We start from the raw sequence: 20,108 nt of genomic DNA, 5'->3' as shown, positions 1-20,108 counted from the left end.
GGTTGCGGCTCTGGTGCGGGGCCGGGCGTTGGGTCGTGGCTCCCGCTTCGGTTGCGGCGCTCGGTGTTCGGGTCGTAGCCGCAGGTTGGGGGTCCGGGGGCCTTGGCCCCCGAACCACTGTCTCACCGCAGCCGGTGCAGGACCTCCGGGAGGTCTTCGCTGTGCGCCACCGAGAGTCGCTGCGTGGAGCGGGTCAGCGCCACGTACAGGTCGTTCATCCCGCGCGGGGATTCGTCGAGGATCTGCTGGGGTTCGACGAGGATGACCGCGTCGAACTCCAGGCCCTTGACCTCGTGCACGGTCAGCACGCGGGCCGAATCATCGGCCAGGTGCGCCAGTTTCGCGGCCGTATCGTGCGGCACGATGACGGCGGTGGTCCCCGGATGCTCGGCCTCGGCGGCCACCAGCCGCCCCACCTCGGCGGCGAGTTCGGTGGCGGGCACACGGTAGGCGGTGGGCTGGAAGCCTGAGTCGCGAATCGAGCGGGGGATGGAGGCGCCCGGATCGATCTCGGCCAGCACATCGGCGGCGACCGCCATGATCTCGGCGGGCGTGCGGTAGTTGACCGTCAGCTCGGTGAGCTTCCAGCGCTTGGCGACATAGGGCTCGAGCACCTGCTGCCAGGAGGACGCACCGGCCGGATCACCGGTCTGGGCGACATCGCCGACGGCGGTGATCCAGCGATTCGGAATGCGGCGCATGACCATTCGCCAGGCCATCTCCGAAAGCTCCTGCGCCTCATCCACGATGACGTGCCCGTAGGTCCAGGTGCGGTCCCCGGCGGCGCGTTCGGCGGTGGTCTGGCTGGTGCGCACCTGCTGGCGCTCGGCGAGCTGGCCGGCGTCGATGAGGTCGTAGGCCATGAGCAGTTCGGGATCGAGATCGTCCTCGAGGTCCTGCGGCGCGGAGCCGGTGAGGATGTCGAGGGCGTCCTGGGCCTCGGCCAGCTGGGCACGCCAGCGGCGGCGGGAGCGCTCGCGCTCCTCGCTGTCGTCGATGCCGAGCAGTTCGGCCAGCTCGTCCAGCAGCGGGGCGTCGGCATCGCTGAATTCGCCACTGTCGGTGCGCTGCAGCTCGGCGCGGTCGGCCGGGCTGAGCTGATTCGCGGCATTGGCCAGGCGCTTGGGGTCGGCCCACAGTCCGCCCAGCACATCCTGCGGTGTGAGCAGCGGCCACAGCGCCGCGATGGCGCGCTGGATATCGGCGTCGGCGCGCATCTCGTCGCGGATCTCGGTGAGATCGGCCTGGCTCAACAGGTTTCGCCCGCCGAGCGGGTCGGCGCCGATGAGCTCGGCGAGCTGATCGGTGAGCGCGTCCACCACACCGGCGGCGAAAATGGGCCGGGCCAGGTTGTGCGGCCGCCGCGAGGAGCGGGCACGGCCGCGCGCCTTGGTGACCACCCGGCGGTCCAGGTTCAATTCGCGCCCGTCGAAGTGCAGCCGCACCGGATCCTTCGGAATCTCCTGCCAGTCCCGCACCGCCCGCTTGAGCACCTCGAGCATGTCGAGCGAACCCTTGAGCTGTCCGGCGCGCAGCGAATCCTCCAGTGTGGCTTGTACTCCGGGATACAGATTGCCGACGGTGGACAGCAGCACGCCGGTCTCACCCAGCGAGGGCAGCACCTGCCCGATGTAGTCGAGGAAGGTGGAGTTCGGGCCGATGATGAGCACACCGGCCTTGTCCAGCTGCTTGCGGTAGGTGTACAGCAGGTAGGCGGCACGGTGCAGCGCGACCGCGGTCTTACCGGTGCCGGGACCACCCTGCACCACGAGCACGCTCTTGTGCTCGGAGCGGATGATCGCATCCTGTTCGTGCTGAATGGTTTCGACGATGTCGTTCATATGCCCGGTGCGTGCGGCATTGAGCGCGGCCAGCAGCGCGCTCTCACTGCCCACACCGCCGTCGCCGCTGATCACACCGTCGCGACGGGCCGCCCCGAGATCGAGGTACTCGTCATTGACCGAGGTGACCTTGCGATTGCGGGTGCGAATATGCCGCCGCCGCGTGACGCCGTCGGGGGCGGCGGTGGTGGCCAGATAGAACGGGCGCGCCATGGGCGCACGCCAATCCAGCAGCAGTGTCTCGTAGTCGTCGGTCTCGTCGAGAATGCCGATGCGGCCGATATAGCGCTTCTCGCCTTCGCCGCCGGCGCTGTTGCCGGAAGCATCGGCCGCAGCGCCGTTGCCGTTGGAGGACCCATTGCCGTTGGATGCGGCGCTGCCGTTGGCGGAGGCGCTGCCGGTGGACGAGGCGCCGTCCGCCTCATCGCTCTCGGCCAGGTCGATGCGCCCGAAGCACAGCCCGTGTTCGGCGGCGTCGTACTTGGATAGGTCTTCGGAGTAGAGCTGGGTGAACGATTCCCGTTCACTCCGGGCCTGCGGCGTGCCGCCGGTCTCCAGCAGGACGGTGCGCAGTCGGCGTTGCGCGTATTCGCGCATCCCGTCGAGCCGCTCGTAGAGCAGTGTCAGGTGCTGCTGTTCACGCTCCAGCTCCGCCGCCGTCTTGGTGGCTTCGGACGGTGACGCGGACACAGAACGCTCCTCGGTGAGGTCGGGCAAAACGGAACTCCTTGTCACCACGCGGTGCCTTGGGCGCACGGCGCGCGAACCATCGAGAACAGAGTTGTCGAGTCTAGTTCGCTATTCCCCGGCTCGCCGTATCGGCTGGTGAAGCGTGACGAGCGGCTCAGGCCGGGCAGGTCGTGCCGGGCAGGTTCACGACGCGTGCGTGCTGTCGCTGCGGCGGGTCAGCGTGTTGTCGCGATGCCCGGGCGGTTTCGCGCGATACATGGCGATATCGGCATCGTGCAGGACGGCTTCGGGCGTGCGTGCGTCGCCCGCGTGCAGGGGCGTGATGCCGATGCTGGCATTGACCTGTATGCGATGCCCGCGCGCGATGATCGGTTCGGCCATGGTCTGGCGCAGCCGGGTGACCAGAGCTTCCAGATCCTCGCCCAGGGTGCGCCCGGACAGCAGCACCAGGAATTCGTCACCGCCGATGCGTCCCACGATGTCGTCGGAGCGCAGGCCGCGCTGCAGCCGCTGCGCCACGATCTGCAGGACCGTATCGCCGATGGCATGCCCGAGCGTGTCATTGATGATCTTGAAACCGTCCAGGTCGATGAACAGCACCGTGGAGACCGGCAGATCCTCACTGGTGCCCAGCGCGCCCGCCAGGCGCGACAGCACAAGCGCCCGATTGGCCAGCCCGGTCAGCGGATCATGGGTGGCCTGGTACTCCAATTGCCTTCGGCTGGCCCGGAATTCGGTGATGTCGTTGAACGAGGACACCGCGGGGGAGTTGGGGTCCTCCGGATTCAGCAGCCGGCTGCTGGCCGAGAGCCAGCGCCGCTGCCCATCGGGCCGATCCACCCCGAAGACGAAGCGCGTCACCGTCTCTCCGGTGGCGAGGGTACGGATGACCGGCGTCCAGGTCGGCGGCATCGGCTGTGCGTTGGCATCGAGCAGGCACAGCGGGAGATCGTCCAGGCGAGTGCCGATCAGATCGTCCGCGTCGTAACCGAATATGCGGCGCGCCGCCGGATTCGCCGATTCGATATGCCCCTCCCGGTCGATGACCACCACCCCCTCCTCCAATTGGGAGACCACGGTGGTGAAGAACTGCTCGGCGCGCGCCTGCGCGGCCTCGGCGCGGCGCTGCGGGGTCAGATCGTGCACCACCACCTGATAGGCGAGCCGGTTCTGCCACGCGGTGAGCACCGATACCGTCTCCGCGTCCAAGGTGCTGCCGTCGCAGCGCACCAGCGCCAATTCGGCGGGCTCCGAAGCGGTTCCGGCGATGGTGAGGCGCCGGATGCGCTCCAGCATGCCGGGAATATCGCGTGCCTCGACGAAGTCGGCGACGGGCGCCCCGACGACATCGTCGACGGATTGTGCGCCGAGCAACCGCAGCATGGCCGGATTGGCGTACACGATGGTGCCGCGTTCGTGGACCACGACCCCGTCGGGGCTGTGCTCCACCAGCGTGCGGTACCGCTGGGCCAGCTGCTCGGCATCGGTCGGGGTATTTGCCCGATCGTTACCAACCACCTCAAGCACCCCCTGATCGTCGGTGAAACGCGTCGTTGGAGCTCGGCCTATGGTGTGATCGGCGAGGTTTGCTGGAGACCGCACCAACCGCTATTGGATCTATCACAGTTCCGCACAGCATCGGCTTGCTACTGGCGATCATTACAGGCACCGGCTCCGGGAAGGAACGATGCAAATGCCTGGCACCACCCCTATCCCGCACACCGCGGAACAGCACCAAGATCATATGACCATTGCCGGAATCGGTGCCGTCACCGGGTACGGCTGGGGTCGAGAAACCCTCTGGGAGGGTTTGCTGAGTGGTAAGCCCGCAGCCCGGCTCCATTCAGGGTACGGCCCCGAACGCGATAGGCAGGGATGGGTTGCCCGCGTGCCGGAAGGTGGCGATCCCGATGTCGGCCCGAGCCGGTATGTCCGGGCTGTCCAGGAATCGGTGCGCGAGGCCGTCGCGGATGCGACCGCGCGCGGCTGGCGGCCCGGTCACACCGTGGGTCTGCTGCACGCCATCGTGCTCGGCAATGTGTACGAGTGGCGCGATTTCTACGTGGAGGATCACGGCCACCGCCGCGCCCGCGATTATCTGCGACTACTGCCGTCCACGCCGATTTCGAACCTGATGCAGGAGTTCGGCTTTCACGGGCCGGCCATGAACGTCACCTCGGCCTGCTCCTCGGCCAATGCCGGGCTGCTCACCGCTCAGCTGTGGCTGGCACAGGGTTTCGCCGACGATGTGGTGGTCGTCGCCACCGATCTGTCCGGAACGCCCGATATGGTGGAACACTTCGAGGCCCTGGGTGCGGCCGTCATCGATGTCGACCCCCTGACGGCGTGCCGCCCGTTCCAGACCGGCAGCCGCGGATTCAGCTGGGGCGAGGCCTCCACGGCGTTCGTGGTCACCCGCGAGGCCGACCGCCCGTACGCGGCGATCCTGGGCGGGGCCATGACCAATGACGGTTATCACGTGATCTCGGTGGAACCCTCGCACGAGCAGATCTTCGAATGTGTGCGCCGCGCCCTCGCCAGTGCCGATGTGCGGCCCGAGGAGATCGCGTACCTCAATGCGCACGGCTCCGGCACCCAGCAGTGCGACGATGCCGAAACCGCGCTGCTGTCCCAGCTTTTCGGCAATCGCCCGCTGGTCTGCGCGACCAAACCGCTGACCGGGCACTGCCAGGCGGCGTCGGCGGGCGTCGAGGTGGCCTCGATCGCGCTCGGTTACGAACGCGGCCTGCTGGTGTCGGCGCCGATTGTCGCGCCCGCGCATGCGCGCCTGGTGGACGGTGTGATGGCGGGCGGCGACGGACTGACTGTGAAGACCGCACTGGGTATGGGCGGCAACAACTCCGCGCTGGTGCTCGGCCCGGTGAACTGACCGTGCCCGTCGTCCCGGCGAGCTTTCGGCCGGGATCCCCAGGTCCCTCAGTGCAGGGGCACGGACCAGTGCAGTTTGGTGCCGGTCTCCTTGACCTCGGTATCGGACTCGTCGCGGCGCGGATAGACGGCGAGCCGGCCGCCGGACTGTTCGGCGCGATGGCGGAGATTGGTGAGCCCGCTGGGCGTGATGCCCTCCGCGATACCGCAGCCATTGTCGGCGACCACGATGGTCAGATCATCGGCCACCCCGATATCGATGGTGATGGTGTCCGCGCCGGAATGCCGCACCGCATTGCTGACCGCTTCGCGCACAACGGCTTCGGCATGATCGGCGAGCGCGGGCTCGACCACCGACAGCGGTCCGGTCACATGCAGCAGCGCCCGGATCTCGGTGGCGGCGGTCTGCTGTTTGATGGCGCGTTCGATGCGCTGGCGCAGCCGGGTGCTGTGCCCGTCGCCGCCGTGCAGATCGAAGATGGAGGTGCGGATCTCCTCCACCACATCCTGCAGATCGCTGATGGTGTTGTTGAGTCGTTGCCGCACTTCGGGAACGCGGGTGCGCGGCACCGTGCCCTGCAGTGACAGGCCGATGGCGAAGAGCCGCTGGATGACGTGGTCGTGCAGATCGCGGGCAATGCGATCGCGATCGGTGAGGATGTCCAGTTCGCGCATGCGCCGCTGCGCCACCGCCAATTGCATTGCCAGCGCGGCCTGATCGGTGAAGGCGGCGATCAACTCCACCAATTCGTCCGGGTACGGCGCGGATTCGGCGGAGCGCACCGTGATCAGCACGCCCAGTATGGAATCGGGCGTGTGCAGCGGCAGGACCAGTGCGGGCCCGATATCGGGGAGGGCCGCGCCCAGATCGACCTGGCGCGCATCGTCGAAGCGCAGCGGGCTGCGGGCGGTCAGGGCCTGCCCGACGGCGGTGTCGCAGGCTCGGACGGTCGCGCTCTCCGGATCGTCGCCGGGCCCGGACCACTGCGCCACCGCCAGTTCGGTGACGTCCTCGGGCGGTGTATCCGGATCGGCGACCACCGCGAGCAGGGCGCGCTGGGACCCGGTCAGCTCGCGGGCGTGCTCGACCACATGGGCCAGCACCTTGGCCGGATCGGTATCGGCGAGGAATTCGGTGGCGATATCGCGGGTGGCCTCGATCCAGGCTTGCCGGGTGCGGGCCGATTCGTACAGTCGCGCATTGTCGACGGCGATACCGGCCGCCGCCGCGAGCGCCTGCATGAGCACCTCGTCGTCCTCGGTGAAGGGGTGCCCGCCGGATTTCTCGGCCAGGTACAGGTTTCCGAACAGCTCACCGCGAATGCGCACCGGCACACCGAGGAAGCTGCGCATGGGCGGATGGTGTGGCGGGAATCCGATCGAAGCGGGATGGCGCGCAAGATCATCGAGCCGGATCGGCTCGCCGTTCACCAGCCCGAGCAGGCCGTGGCCCTCGGGCAGCGCGCCGATGAGCACGCGGGTCCGGTCGTCGATGCCGTGATGGATGAATTGGACGAGTTGCTGATCGTGGCCGCGCACGCCGAGCGCCCCGTAGCGGGCGTCGACCAGGCTGGTGGCGGCGCGCACGATGGTGCGCAGCGTCTGGTCCAGATCGAGGCCGGAGGTGACGGCGAGCATGGCCTCGACCAGTCCGTCGATGCGGTCGCGGGCGTCGATGATCTGCTCGACGCGGTCCTTGACCTCGGTGAGCAATTCACGTAATCGCAACTGCGACAGCGTGTCGCGCACCGAGTAGGGCCCGGTGCGGGGTGCATCGTGCATGGTTTTCCTGGCTGTCCGTCGGGGGCGCCGCGGCATTCGGGATGTTACGCGCGCACTGGTTGCCGAAAGGTTGTTGATGCGTATGCCAGTGTCACACAACCGATTTCACCTGAGGCAACCATTCGCCAACTATTTAACGGAAAGATTTCCAAAAAATAGCCCGGCTTGGGACTTTCGACTCTGTTTGCGGCACTCTCCCGCGTGTTGCCATAGGAGCGGGTTGCCGGGTCGGAAACGAGAAGTGGGTCGGTTATGGGCGCGTATGACGTGTGGACGAGTGGGATCGATCCGGACTTCGTGGTGACCACGCGCGGACCGGTACCGCCGGCGGAGGTGACCCGCGTGGTGCGCAGCCTCGGCAGAATCCTGCGCCGCCACGGGGTGGAAGGGCCGGTGCGGGCACGCCTGCACTGGCCCGACTCCGATGAGGGGACCACCCTCGCCCAGATCTCGATCCGGACGCTGGGGAAGGCGCTCCGGGTACAGGTCGCCGGGCCAGGTCGTTTTGCCACCACTTTCGCGCTAGAGCGCCTGGACCTGCGGCTGGGCTGCTCGCCGGAGGAGGTGTCGCGACCATGGCCGGACCCGGCTCGCCCGAGTCTGGCCATGGTCAGCGGCCCGCGACCGATCGTGCGGCGCAAGGACTGTCGATTACAGGTGGCCACCGCCGAGGCCGCGGCCCGGACCCTGGACGCCATGGATTACGACGCGCACCTCTATATCGATGCCGAGACCGGCGCCGATGCGGTGGCGTGCTGGAGCGGGCAGCTCGGAGTGCGGCCGCTGCGTCAGCACCGCGACCCGGTTCCGGCGCTGCACGAGGACGACGCCGCGGCGCGGCTGTGCATGGGCGGCGTGCCGTACCTGTTCTTCATCGATCCCGACACCCGCCGTGGACGGCTGCTCTACCGCCGCTTCGACGGCGACCTGACCCTGGTCACCGCCGCCGGCACCGAGGATCGCCCCCGTGAGCGCGGGCTACAGCCGCGCGCGATCGTGGTGCCGTGTGTGCGCCGCCACGCACCGGAACAATCGGCCCGGGACGCGTCGTTGTCGTTCACGGACCGTCTCGTTCTGGATTGACGTAGCGCGCAATTTACCCAGTGTGACCAGCGTTTCAGCGCGCGCGGCCGAACTTGTCGGTGGGCACGCCTAGCATGGCGTCGGGGGATTGACTTCTTGATGCCGAAACGTTGGAAGGATGGCCGGTGGCGGATCGCCTGACGGTGCGCGGAGCGCGAGAGCACAACCTCAAAGGGGTCGATATCGACCTACCTCGCGACAGCCTCATCGTATTCACCGGGTTGTCCGGGTCCGGTAAGTCCTCGCTGGCGTTCGACACCATTTTCGCCGAGGGACAGCGCCGGTATGTCGAGTCGCTGTCGGCGTACGCCCGGCAGTTCCTCGGGCAGATGGACAAGCCGGATGTGGACTTCATCGAGGGACTCTCGCCCGCGGTCTCGATCGACCAGAAGTCGACCAACCGCAATCCGCGGTCCACGGTCGGCACGATTACCGAGGTCTACGACTATCTGCGCCTGCTCTTCGCGCGCGCGGGCACGCCGCACTGCCCGACCTGTGGCCATCTCATCGAGAAGCAGTCGCCGCAGCAGATCGTGGACCAGGTGCTGGCCATGGAGGACGGCATCAAATTCCAGGTGCTCGCCCCCGTGGTGCGCACCCGCAAGGGCGAATTCGTCGATCTCTTCGAATCGCTACACGGGCAGGGCTACTCCCGGGTCCGGGTCGACGGCGTGGTGTATCCGCTCACCGAGCCGCCGAAGCTGAAGAAGCAGGAGAAGCACGATGTCGAGGTGGTCGTCGACCGTCTCGCCGTGAAGTCCAGTTCCAAACAGCGCCTGACCGATTCGATCGAGACGGCGCTGCGCCTGGCCGACGGCATCGTGGTGCTCGATTTCGTGGATCGTGATGAGCACGCGCACGATCGGGAGCGCCGCTTCTCCGAGAAGCTGGCCTGCCCGAACGGTCACCCCCTCGATATCGAGGATCTGGAACCGCGCTCGTTCTCCTTCAACTCGCCCTACGGCGCGTGCCCGGACTGCACCGGCCTCGGCATCCGCAAGGAGGTCGATCCGGATCTTGTTGTGCCCGATGCGGAGTTGAGCCTGGGTGACGGCGCCATCGCGCCGTGGTCGCGCGGGCAGACCGCCGAATACTTCACCCGGCTGCTGTCGGGTCTGGCCGAGGCGCTCGGCTTCTCCATGAAGACACCCTGGCAGGACCTGCCGCTCAAGGCGCGAAAGGCCGTGCTGGAGGGCAGTTCCGAGCAGGTGCACGTCTCCTATACCAACCGGTACGGCCGGAAGCGTTCGTACTACGCCGATTTCGAGGGTGTGATGCCGTTCCTGCAGCGGCGCATGGAGAGCACCGAATCGGAGGCGATGAAGGACCACTACGACGGGTACATGCGCGATATTCCGTGCCCGGTGTGCAACGGCGCGCGACTGCGGCCGGAGATTCTCGCGGTCACGCTGCGGGCGGGGGAGCAGGATCTGTCCATTGCGGACATCTCCGAGTTGTCCATCGGCGGGGCGGCCGACTTCCTGAACTCGCTGACCCTGGACGACCGGCAGGCCGCGATTGCCGCGCAGGTGGTCAAGGAGGTGCAGGCGCGCCTGGGCTTCCTGCTCGATGTGGGTCTGGAGTATCTGTCGCTCTCGCGGGCGGCGGCCACGCTCTCCGGTGGTGAGGCACAGCGCATCCGCCTCGCGACGCAGATCGGTTCCGGTCTGGTCGGCGTGCTGTACGTGCTGGACGAACCGTCGATCGGCCTGCACCAGCGCGATAATCGCCGCCTGATCGAAACCCTCACGCGGCTCAAGAATCTCGGCAATACCCTGATCGTGGTCGAGCACGACGAGGACACCATTCACGCCTCGGACTGGGTGGTCGATATCGGCCCGCTGGCCGGTGAGCACGGTGGCCGCGTGGTGTACTCCGGGCCGTATCCGGGGCTGCTGACGAACAAGGAATCCCTGACCGGCGCATACCTTTCCGGGCGGATGACTATCGAGATGCCGCTGCTGCGGCGGCCGGTGGACAAGAAGAAGCAGCTCACCGTGGTCGGCGCCACCGAGCACAATCTGCGCAATGTCGAGGTGAACTTCCCGCTCGGCGTGCTCACCGCGGTCACCGGTGTGTCCGGCTCGGGTAAGTCGACGCTGGTCAACGATATTCTCGCGACGGTGCTGGCCAATAAGCTGAACGGGGCGCGGCAGGTGCCGGGCCGGCACACCCGCATCAACGGCCTCGACCATCTGGACAAGCTGGTGCAGGTCGATCAATCGCCGATCGGCCGTACCCCGCGCTCGAACGCCGCCACCTACACCGGCGTCTTCGACAAGATCCGGACGTTGTTCGCCGCGACCACCGAGGCCAAGGTGCGCGGTTATCAGCCGGGCCGGTTCTCCTTCAATGTGAAGGGCGGCCGCTGCGAAGCCTGCTCGGGCGACGGCACTTTGAAGATCGAGATGAACTTCCTGCCGGATGTGTACGTCCCGTGCGAGGTCTGCCACGGCGCGCGCTACAACCGGGAGACCCTCGAGGTCCACTACAAGGGCAAGACCATTGCCGAGGTGCTCGATATGCCCATCGAGGAGGCGTCGGAGTTCTTCGAGCCGATCTCCTCGATCCACCGCTATCTGGCGACCCTGGTCGATGTCGGCCTCGGTTACGTCCGCCTGGGCCAGCCCGCGCCGACCCTGTCGGGCGGTGAGGCCCAGCGCGTGAAACTGGCTGCGGAACTGCAGAAGCGCTCCACCGGCCGCACCGTCTACATTCTCGACGAGCCGACCACCGGCCTGCACTTCGAGGACATCCGCAAACTCCTCAAGGTCATCAACGGCCTCGTCGACAAGGGCAACTCCGTCATCGTCATCGAGCACAATCTGGATGTCATCAAGACCTCCGACTGGGTGATCGATATGGGCCCCGAGGGCGGCTCCGGCGGTGGCACCGTCATTGCCGAGGGCACCCCGGAAGATATTGCGGCCGTACCGGAGAGCTACACCGGCCAGTTCCTGCAAACGGTCCTGGACGCCCAGCCCGCCGCCCCGGCCAAGGCGATCGCCGCCAAAAAGACTCCGGCCAAAAAGGCAGCCGCCAAGGCCACCGCCGACAAGTCGCCCGCACAGAGCACCGGCACCCCCGCGAAAAAGACCGCCGCCCAAAAGAAGCCCCCGGCAGACGCCGCCGCCAAGAAAGCGGCAGCAGCCCGCCGCAAGGCAGCCGCCCTCCGCTGAGTCACCCGCCCCGGGGCACACTCCCCGCCCCGGGGCGACCACCCACCCCGTCATCCGGGCATGCTTTTGGCCCGGGATCCACCGCTGAGATGCGGCCCGCGGGTGTGGATCCCGGCCAAATGCGCGCCGGGATGACGAGGGATTTTCGTCCGCTGGGCCGAGGGACTCAACCCACAGCAAGGCCCCCGCTAGATCTGGCGGGGGCCTTGTGTTTACGTTCTCGGCTGGGTGCCGGCGCCTACTCCGAGTGAGCTGCCATCCCTGCTGTCGTGCTCGCTTCGGTGAGTTTGCCGAAGTCGAGTTTGACGAGCTGGTCGGCCAGGTGGAAGTAGCGGTCGTCGTGGGTGATGACGATGACCGTTTTCCGGCGGGCCTTGAGGTCGGCGAGGATCTCGGTGTAGAAGACGTCGCGGAACTTGGGTTCCTGGTCCGCGGCCCATTCGTCGAAGAGGTAGATCGAGCGGTCTTCGAGCAGGGCGGTCAAGAGCGCCAGGCGCTTTCGCTGCCCCTGCGACAGATCGATGGTGGACAGTCGCCCGTCCCGCACGGTCACCTTGTGCGCGATCTGCAACTCCTCGAGGTAGTGCTGCACCTCGGCATCGATGCCGGGCCGGTCGAAGCCCAGATAGTCCTCGAAGAGATGGAAATCGGTGAAGATGGCCGACGAGTTCTGCCGGAACCATTCGACATTCTCGTGATCGATCTGCTCGCCATTGAGCGACAGCGACCCGGTGCGCGGCACATACAACCCGGTGATCAGCTTGGCCAGCGTCGATTTGCCGCTGCCGTTGCCGCCCACGATGAAGGTGATCTGCCCGGGCTCGAAGGTGAGATCGATGGGGCCCAGCGCGAATCCGGCATCACCCGCATCCTCCGGCAGCGCGCTCATCGGCACCGGCTTCCCCTCGTGCCCGCCGTGATCGACCCAGCGATGGCCGTTCACATCGGGTCCGGCCGGATGCCCGCCCCGCCGCGGCGGCGGTGGCATGCCGGGCCGATGTGCGCCGACACCTCCGGGGTGAGATCCGGGGCCTCCGGGATGGCCTCCCGGACCCGCGGGCGGGGGACCCTCGGGGTGCGGTCCCGGCCGCCCCGCTCGGGCGCCCGGCTGCCCGGGATGTGAACCCGGCGCGTCGGGATGTCCGTTCGGACCTGCCGGGTGAGCACTCTCCGGGTGTGCGCCGGGCCGGTTCGGCTGTGCGCCAGGCTTTCCCGGCCGTCCGGGCCCTGCCCCCGGATGCGGTCCGCTGCCCGGAGTGGGACTTCCGGGCCCCTCCGGGAACGGTGACGGCGCTTCGAAGCGGTAGGTGTAGCCGACATTCGTCAGCTGCAGCCGGGCCTCGGTCACCGCTGGCCGCTCGGTGAAGGGCAGATCGCTCTCGTCGTGAATGGCCTCCATGGACAGGTTCATGCCGCGAATCTTCGCCAGCGCCACATCCCCGCGCAGCAGGTCCGGAATCCGGTTCATGAAGTTCTGCATGGGCATGGCCAGGAACGTCGTCACCAGGACGTAGCCGAACATGACATCGCCGGGCAATTTGAGCGCCTTGGCGATCACGAACAGGATGAGTGCCATGGTGGCGAGTTGCAGTACCTGGCCGAAGCCCTGTGCCACAGCGAATTTGGACCCGGCTTCGACGTTCTGCGCCCGCAGTTTCTCGGCCGAGCCGAGCAGATGCCGGTCCATGAAGTCCTGGCGCCGGCCGCGGTGCAGCTTGAGTTCCTTGATGCCCAGCGTCACGGCGGTGAACGCGCGCAGCAGTGCGTCGTCGTTCTCCCGCGCCTCGCGGTAGAGACCGCGCACCCGCTTGAGAATCGTTTCGACACAGGCGATTCCGAGCAGCGTGCCCGCGACCGTGACCGCGAAGAGCGGCCCGGACAGGATCGACAGGTACACCAGGCAACCGAGAATGGTGGTCACATCGATGCAGATGCTCGGGATGGCGGTCACCGCCTGCGACAGCGATCGCACATCCTCGGTCAGCGTCGCCATCAGGCGGTGCATGCCGAGCCGTTCCAGGTGTTCCAGTGGCGCCGAGACGATCCCGGAACTCAGGTCCGCCCGCAGCCGGTAGATGGCCTCCTGTGCGAGCCGGATCAGCAGCACCTGCGAGATGACACCACTGACCAGAATGACCACTGCCGTCAGGGCGAAGTGCCCCAGCGTGGCGTCCGGATGCGGTCCGGGCGAGACGACGCCGCGAATGAGCGTCACCAGGTAGGTATTGGCGACACCGCAGACGAGGCCGGCCGCGATAACGGCCGCGATCCGCATCCAGGAGATCGAGATGAGGAATCTGATGAGTTGCATTGGCTGCTGATTTCTTTGAATAGTGCTGTGCGCGTGGACTACTGGCGAACGATGTCGAAGACGATGCCCTCGAGGGTCACCCCGGGCGCGAAGGAGAACGCCACACCGGTCGAGAGGGGCTTGCCGCTGCCGGCCTGCCGGATCATCTCCTCCAGGACGAAGATCAGCGAGACGCTGAGCATATTGCCGTAGCGCGCCAGCACATCCCAGCTCACCGCGGCCTGCTCGACCGGAATGCCCAGGGACTGCGCGGACTGCTCGATGATCTTGGGTCCACCCGGGTGGATGGCCCACAGGTCGATATCGGATTTCCGCAATCCATTGCGGTGCAGCACTTCCGAGACGACGGGATCGACGCCGCGCAGGATGTACTGCGGCAGCTCCTCCGATAGCTCGCAGGTGATGCCGTTATCGTTGACGCCGAGCACGATGCCGTCCTCCGCATCGTCGAACAGGTAGCTGAAGCTGTCCCGGATGACGATCTTGCCGGGCGCCAGCGGCTGCTGCACCTGGCCCGCGCCGATGACGACCGCACCGCAGCCGTCGCCGAACAGGCTGTGAATGATCACGTCGTTGATATTGTCGTCGAAGACGGCATTGACCGAGCTGAGCTCGAGGCAGATGACCATCGCCTTCTTATCCGGGTGTGCCCGAACGTAATCCACGGCGGTGCGCATACCGTTCATGGCGGCCGCGCAGCCCATGAAGTTCACCACGACCCGGCCGACCGACTTGGCCAGTCCGAGCTGCTTGACCACGGCCACATCCACACCGGGCGCGATGAATCCGGTGCTGGTCACGAAGACCAGCAGCCCGATCTGGGTGGCCGGATCCTCCAGCCCCGCGATCGCGCGCCGCGCCACATCCACGGCCAGCGGTACCGCGTGCTCGTAGAACAGGTTCATGCGCTCCCGGATGGTGGCCGGGCGCCCGCTGAACGGAAGGAACTCCGGATCCAGCGGATCGATTGCCAGCCTGCGGGTCTGGATCCGGGTCTTCTGATAGATCCGCGGAATCCGGGCCTGCTGAACAGGATCGGAGAACCGCTCGGCGACGCGCGCCGCGGCCTCGGCCTGATCATGGATCTCGAGCGGCGAACCCGTTGCGATGCCTTCGATGACGCCGACCGTGGTCGGCGGCGCCGGCGGCAGTACAGGCTGAACCAGTCCGTAGCCGCGCTCACCGCCCGTCACCCGAGCCGTCGCCGTGGGCGCAGCGCCCCCCTCGCCAATGGTGATAGTCACGAAATTACTCCCCTTCTTTCGATAAAAATGTGCGCGTCGATCAGCGGAATCGGTTCACACCGTGCCGATTCCGGTGAAGCCCTGAACCGTGTAGACGGCGCAGGTCTTCAAGGCCGACGGCGCGAAATGCTCGCGGAAGAAGCCCCAGTTCTGTTCCTTCGCATCGTCCGAACGTGCCAGCAGGTACGTCTGGATCTGCTTCGGGAAGCGGTCGGTGAAGAAGCTCTTCGCGGGCAGCCATTCGACATCGAATTTGGCTGCCTCCTCGCGCAATACATCCTCGGTGGCGATATTGGCGAAGCCACTGCGCTGGTACGGCAGTACGTGGTGCACCCGGTGCGAGCTGAGCCCGGCGGACAGGAAGCAGTCCACGTAGCGGTTGCCGACAACCTTCAGGTCGTAGGCCTGTTCCAGCTGATTGATACCCCAGTCTTCGGTATTGCTTTCCAGTTCCTCGGTCTCCACCTCGAAGTCGTGGCTGGCCACCACCAGGAAGGTGCTGATCCACAGCGAGATCACGAATTGCAGTGCCCAGGCCCAGAAGTCGCCCATCACGGTGAAGGCGATGAACTCCCCGAGCAGCAGGAACCGCACGCCGAACGATCCGATGAAGTGCGGCAGCGCCCCACCCCAGGTCCCGTACATATCCTTGATGCCCACCTTGCGGGTGAGGCGGCATACGTCGAGCAGGCGGATGGTCATGCCGGTGAGCGTGTGCCCGAACTTGTGGATGGTGTGGATCGGCACCCGGTAGAGCCGGGGGATCCGCGTCATCATGGTGAAGACGTTCTTCTTGATATCGACTTCACTCTGGGTGTGTGGGTGGTGCAGCAGCGCGTGACCGTCCGCGGTGACGAAAGCCAGTGCGACATAATTGAAGTCGAAGGCATTCGTATAGATTTTGTTCATGCCCTTCTGGGCGCGGTGGATCGCGTAGTGACCGAAACCGGCCAGCGAACTGCGCAGCAGCACCATGGCGATCACGAAGACCGGCAGCGGCATCCAGCTGCGCTCGAACAGGCGCACGCCCTGCACCGCGAAGTACGCGATGGCCAGCAGTGCCACAACGATATTGAACGTCTTGTCCATCCGCTTGATGCGCGCGGCGAGCTCCGGCTCCTTGAGCCGCTTCTTCACCTGATGGAGCAGATCGTCCTTATTGTCGAAGCGATACTGCGGGGTATCGCGCCAGCTGTCGAAACCCTCCTTGAACAGGAAGTCCGGCGCATTGGCCTTCGGGTGAATATCCTCCGGAACCGCCACCCGGTCGAGCGCGTACCGCTCGATCAGCTTCCCGATCCCCTCCGGGTTCCTGTGGTACGAACCGATAATCGAGGTGATGTCACGGTTTTTCGTGCGCCCGATGAAGAACTCACCGCCCGGATGCTTGGAAATCCAGTCGCTCAGGTCGTAGGCTTTGCCGTTGTAGACCCAGACGTTGGAAACCGGAGGTGGACCCGACGGCGGGGGTGGACGGAGATCCCGCTCCTCGGTATCCGTGTGGTCGGTTGTCATCTCATTCCTCCGTGTCTGATCAGCCCTGCGCTCCGCTGATCAGGTTTCATAGCTACCCCGAAGCCATACGCACCCACAGCGTTCGAGCGATGCCTCGTTATCGTGCGTGCGGGGCCTTGCATTTCACCAATCAATTTCTTAAGCCCTCGACCGAACTGGACGGTCACGCGCACCGGCACATCACGAAACGCGGTCCGGGACTGCGGAAGACGGCTGTTGCCGCCGTTCCGCGTTCCCGGACCGCTCCGTATTTCGGATGCCAGGCAGGCGCCTGCTGTTTAGCCCGCCGGCTTGGCGACGGTGACGGGCTTACCCCAGCCCGACAGCGTCAGATTCACATTGCCCGCGTCCTTGGTGACCACCGCGCGCACCAGGTTCGGACCGGTGCCCGGCGAGGCGGCCGACGACGGCAGCGCCGAGGCGGAGGTGGTCGGCGGCGCGACGTCCGCGATCCACAGGGTGATGGGCAGCACGCCCGCGGTCTGGCCGATGCGTGGGACGACCGGGTCGATGACCGCGGTGTCGATGGTGCCGGTGACCTTGACGGTGTTCACGCCGTCGATGGTCTCGCGGGCCTCGGCCTTCGGGTTCTGCACCTCGGCGATGACGTGGGCGATGCCCTTGTCCTTGTCCAGGATGACGCCCGGATCGTAGATCTTCTCGGCCGGTCCGACGGGTGCGTACTTGGTGCCGTCACCGGCGTACAGGGTCTTGTCGACGACCAGGAACTTGGTCTCGGTCCAGGTCGGGTCGTTCTCCTTGACGCGGACCTTGGCCTCGCCGAGCGCCTGGCCGGAGCCCTGCGGCTGATTGGTGATATCGGCCTTGACGTAGTCGACCGGCAGGTTCGGGATATTGGTGACCTGCAGGTCCAGATGGACCGACTGCAGCGTCTGGGTGGTACGCGAGGATTCGGCGATGAGCTGCGCGCCGTCCGGCAGCGGGCCGGTGGCCGGCGCTCCGGCGGACGTGGTCGAGGAGGAACCTGAGTCGGACGAGGAGCAGCCGGTCACCAGTGCGCCCATGAGCGCCGCCGCGGCGACTACCGCCGGGACGAGTGCACGGCGGCGTCGGCGCGCGGTATGCGCGCGCGCCGAACTCTGCTCGAAAATGGATTCAATCATGTACAACCCCCGAAGGTTTCGTTCTCTGTATGCGGGCAGCTGCCGCTCCCCGCGTCGTAGTATGCAGCACTTCCCGAGCACCCCGCTCGGTCCGACGCCACCCCAGCATCCAATCAGCACCACGTCCGCAGCGCCAAGGCTTTCCGTCCGAGTATTCGCGAAAAGCCTTCCATCCAAGATGTTTTCACTATCTAACGAATTCGGCCCGGCCCGACCGCAAGTGGTCGTGCCGGGCCGAGGCCGGATTCGTGTCAAGCTCAGTAGACGGGGCCGGTGTACTTCTCGCCCGGACCGGTGCCGGGTGCGTCCGGATGGGAGGACGCCTCGCGGAACGCGCGCTGCAGCGACTGCAGGCCGTCGCGGATGGGACCGGCGTGCGGGCCGAGGTACTCGACCGACGCGGTGACCAGACCGGCCAGCGCGGTGATGACCCGCCGGGCCTCGTCCAGGTCCAGGTGCGGGCTGGCGGACGGATCCGGCTCGCCCAGGCCGAGCTTCTCGGCGGCCGAACTCATCAGCATGACGGCGGCCCGGCTGATAACCTCGACCGCCGGGATCTCGGCCAGTTCGCGCACGACTTCACCGTCGATGAGAGCCGATTCCTGCTCGTTCAAAGTCGCCTCACTCATGGGTAGAGCATCGCACCGACCAGGTTGTCCCTGGTCGAGGGGGCAGCCGATTCGGAGCTGCGGCGCACTGATGTTAGACTTTTCCGCGACGACCGCCCCAGACAGGTTCCTAACCGGCTTGGGGCATCAAGTGGAGCCCGACTCCCACCGTCTGCCGGTCTCGTACCAGGCTCGGCGGTCCGGTCGCCCATCCTTTACCGGGTGGGTATCTGTGTGGGTTTACCCCCGCCACAGGTGCGATGCGAATTGTTCGCGTCGTGGATCGGTCGACTCGGGCCCCGTGTTGGAGAAATACCAACGCGGGGCTTTCGTGTTGAAATTGGGGTTGCAGTTATTGCTTGCGGTCGTTGACGAACCGCTTGACCTAGGAGGCCCCATCAGCACTGAGACTCGCATCAACGATCGCATCCGCGTACCCGAGGTCCGCCTCATCGGACCGGGTGGTGAGCAGGTCGGGATCGTGCGTGTTGAAGATGCATTACGCGTCGCCCTCGAGGCCGACCTCGACCTGGTCGAGGTCGCACCGGACGCGCGTCCGCCGGTATGCAAGATCATGGACTACGGCAAGTTCAAGTACGAGACCGCGCAGAAAGCGCGCGAGTCCCGGAAGAACCAGGTCCAGACCGTGATCAAGGAGCAGAAGCTCCGCCCGAAGATCGATGATCACGACTACGAGACCAAGAAGCGCAACGTTGTTCGCTTCCTGGACGCCGGGTCGAAGGTCAAGGTCACGATCATGTTCCGTGGTCGTGAGCAGTCGCGTCCGGAGCTCGGGTTCCGGTTGTTGCAGCGATTGGCCTCCGACGTCGCGGACCTCGGGTTCGTCGAAACCTCGGCCAAGCAGGACGGCCGGAACATGACCATGGTCCTCGCGCCCCACAAGGGTGCGAAGACGCGGGTGAAGGCACAGAACGAAGCGAGCTCGACGCCGCAGCGCAGCAGTGCGCCCGCGGCTGCGGCTCCGGCTGAAGCCCCGGCTGCAGAAATTGCTGCCCCGGCAGCCGAACCGGCAGCTCCGGCTGCCGCGCCGGCGGCTGAGGCGCAGGCGGCCAGCCCGCAGCAGTAATAACGATCATCCGGCGGCGCGCCCTGGTGCGCCGCCGGCACGAGACAGATTGAGGAATCCATGCCGAAGATGAAGAAGCACAGCGGTGCCTCGAAGCGATTCAAGGTGACCGGCACGGGCAAGCTCATGCGTGAGCAGGCCAACCGTCGCCACCTGCTCGAGCACAAGTCCTCGCGCCGGACTCGCCGTCTGGAAGGCACGGAGGTCGTCGCAAAGGCGGACGTTCCTCGCGTCAAGAAGCTGCTCGGCCTCTAAGGCTGCGTCAGCACCTCGCGTTCTCGAACGCCAGCAACCGACCCCCTCCCGGGCGCAACCGCAGCGCCCGCCGATCGATCAAGGACTGACAAGTGGCACGCGTCAAAAGGGCCGTCAACGCTCATAAGAAGCGCCGTTCCGTACTCGAGGCCTCCAAGGGCTACCGCGGGCAGCGCTCGCGGCTGTACCGCAAGGCCAAGGAGCAGCAGCTCCACTCGCTCACTTACGCGTACCGCGACCGTAAGGCGCGCAAGGGTGACTTCCGCAAGCTGTGGATTGCTCGTATCAACGCCGCCGCGCGTCTGAACGACATCACCTACAACCGCTTCATCCAGGGCCTCAAGCTCGCGGAGATCGAGGTTGACCGCAAGATCCTGGCCGAGCTGGCCGTCTCCGACGCCGAGGCGTTCGCCGGCCTCGTCGCCCTGGCGAAGGCTGCGCTGCCGGAAGACGTCAACGCTCCGGCCGCTTAAGCCGGATTGCGTGACAACACAGCAGAA

Annotated in this window: 14 protein-coding genes; 6 read left to right on the top strand and 8 right to left on the bottom strand. The window is 66.4% G+C overall.

Annotated elements, in window-relative coordinates; genetic code table 11:
* Positions 1-122: 122 nt before the first annotated feature.
* Together OG326_RS31765 and OG326_RS31760 are read right to left on the bottom strand one after the other, a co-directional pair.
* Positions 123-2,531, bottom strand: coding sequence for a HelD family protein (locus tag OG326_RS31765; protein WP_327140812.1), 2,409 nt, complete (start codon positions 2,529-2,531; stop codon positions 123-125).
* Between the two features lie 183 nt (positions 2,532-2,714).
* Positions 2,715-4,058 carry a diguanylate cyclase domain-containing protein gene (locus tag OG326_RS31760; RefSeq protein WP_327140811.1) on the bottom strand — a complete coding sequence of 448 codons (1,344 nt, stop codon included), beginning with the start codon at positions 4,056-4,058 and terminating at the stop codon, positions 2,715-2,717.
* Positions 4,059-4,224: 166 nt separating this feature from the next.
* On the opposite strand from OG326_RS31760, the gene OG326_RS31755 reads away from it, so the two are divergent.
* Complete coding sequence (locus OG326_RS31755) at positions 4,225-5,421, top strand: beta-ketoacyl synthase N-terminal-like domain-containing protein (protein WP_327140810.1); 1,197 nt, start codon at positions 4,225-4,227, stop codon at positions 5,419-5,421.
* A 47-nt stretch (positions 5,422-5,468) separates the two neighbouring features.
* On the opposite strand, the gene OG326_RS31750 is transcribed toward OG326_RS31755, so the two are convergent.
* A complete protein-coding gene (locus tag OG326_RS31750) occupies positions 5,469-7,202 on the bottom strand; it encodes a sensor histidine kinase (RefSeq protein ID WP_327140809.1) in 1,734 nt (577 codons plus the stop codon).
* Between the two features lie 252 nt (positions 7,203-7,454).
* On the opposite strand from OG326_RS31750, the gene OG326_RS31745 reads away from it, so the two are divergent.
* Both OG326_RS31745 and uvrA read left to right on the top strand, forming a co-directional pair.
* Complete coding sequence (locus OG326_RS31745) at positions 7,455-8,285, top strand: sigma 54 modulation/S30EA ribosomal C-terminal domain-containing protein (protein WP_327140808.1); 831 nt, start codon at positions 7,455-7,457, stop codon at positions 8,283-8,285.
* Between the two features lie 125 nt (positions 8,286-8,410).
* A complete protein-coding gene (gene uvrA, locus OG326_RS31740; RefSeq protein WP_327140807.1) occupies positions 8,411-11,464 on the top strand; it encodes an excinuclease ABC subunit UvrA in 3,054 nt (1,017 codons plus the stop codon).
* Positions 11,465-11,702: 238 nt separating this feature from the next.
* Here uvrA and OG326_RS31735 read toward each other — a convergent pair whose 3' ends face one another.
* The 5 genes from OG326_RS31735 to OG326_RS31715 all read right to left on the bottom strand — a co-directional run bounded on the left by OG326_RS31735 (position 11,703) and on the right by OG326_RS31715 (position 18,287).
* A complete protein-coding gene (locus tag OG326_RS31735; protein WP_327140806.1) occupies positions 11,703-13,775 on the bottom strand; it encodes an ATP-binding cassette domain-containing protein in 2,073 nt (690 codons plus the stop codon).
* 38 nt (positions 13,776-13,813) lie between these two features.
* Positions 13,814-14,968, bottom strand: coding sequence for a type III polyketide synthase (locus OG326_RS31730; protein ID WP_327146637.1), 1,155 nt, complete (start codon positions 14,966-14,968; stop codon positions 13,814-13,816).
* 105 nt (positions 14,969-15,073) lie between these two features.
* Positions 15,074-16,534: a fatty acid desaturase gene (locus OG326_RS31725; protein ID WP_327140805.1), complete on the bottom strand. Its 1,461-nt coding sequence runs from the start codon at positions 16,532-16,534 to the stop codon at positions 15,074-15,076.
* 278 nt (positions 16,535-16,812) lie between these two features.
* A complete protein-coding gene (locus OG326_RS31720; RefSeq protein WP_327140804.1) occupies positions 16,813-17,658 on the bottom strand; it encodes an LppX_LprAFG lipoprotein in 846 nt (281 codons plus the stop codon).
* A 257-nt stretch (positions 17,659-17,915) separates the two neighbouring features.
* On the bottom strand, positions 17,916-18,287 hold the full coding sequence (locus tag OG326_RS31715; protein WP_297608495.1) for a DUF1844 domain-containing protein: 372 nt from the start codon (positions 18,285-18,287) through the stop codon (positions 17,916-17,918).
* 325 nt (positions 18,288-18,612) lie between these two features.
* On the opposite strand from OG326_RS31715, the gene infC reads away from it, so the two are divergent.
* From infC to rplT, 3 genes are all read left to right on the top strand, one after another.
* Positions 18,613-19,353 carry a translation initiation factor IF-3 gene (gene infC / locus OG326_RS31710; protein WP_327146636.1) on the top strand — a complete coding sequence of 247 codons (741 nt, stop codon included), beginning with the start codon at positions 18,613-18,615 and terminating at the stop codon, positions 19,351-19,353.
* Positions 19,354-19,413: 60 nt separating this feature from the next.
* The gene (gene rpmI / locus OG326_RS31705; protein ID WP_297608498.1) at positions 19,414-19,608 is read left to right on the top strand and encodes a 50S ribosomal protein L35; all 195 of its coding nucleotides are present in this window, start codon (positions 19,414-19,416) and stop codon (positions 19,606-19,608) included.
* A 92-nt stretch (positions 19,609-19,700) separates the two neighbouring features.
* Positions 19,701-20,081, top strand: coding sequence for a 50S ribosomal protein L20 (rplT, locus tag OG326_RS31700; RefSeq protein ID WP_327140803.1), 381 nt, complete (start codon positions 19,701-19,703; stop codon positions 20,079-20,081).
* The last annotated feature ends 27 nt before the right edge of the window (positions 20,082-20,108 follow it).

It is taken from the genome of Nocardia sp. NBC_01327 (genome assembly GCF_035958815.1).
In the GTDB taxonomy this organism is placed as follows: domain Bacteria; phylum Actinomycetota; class Actinomycetes; order Mycobacteriales; family Mycobacteriaceae; genus Nocardia.
Note: the sequence above shows the minus strand (reverse complement) of the source record. Positions and strands in the feature narration are given on the sequence as shown.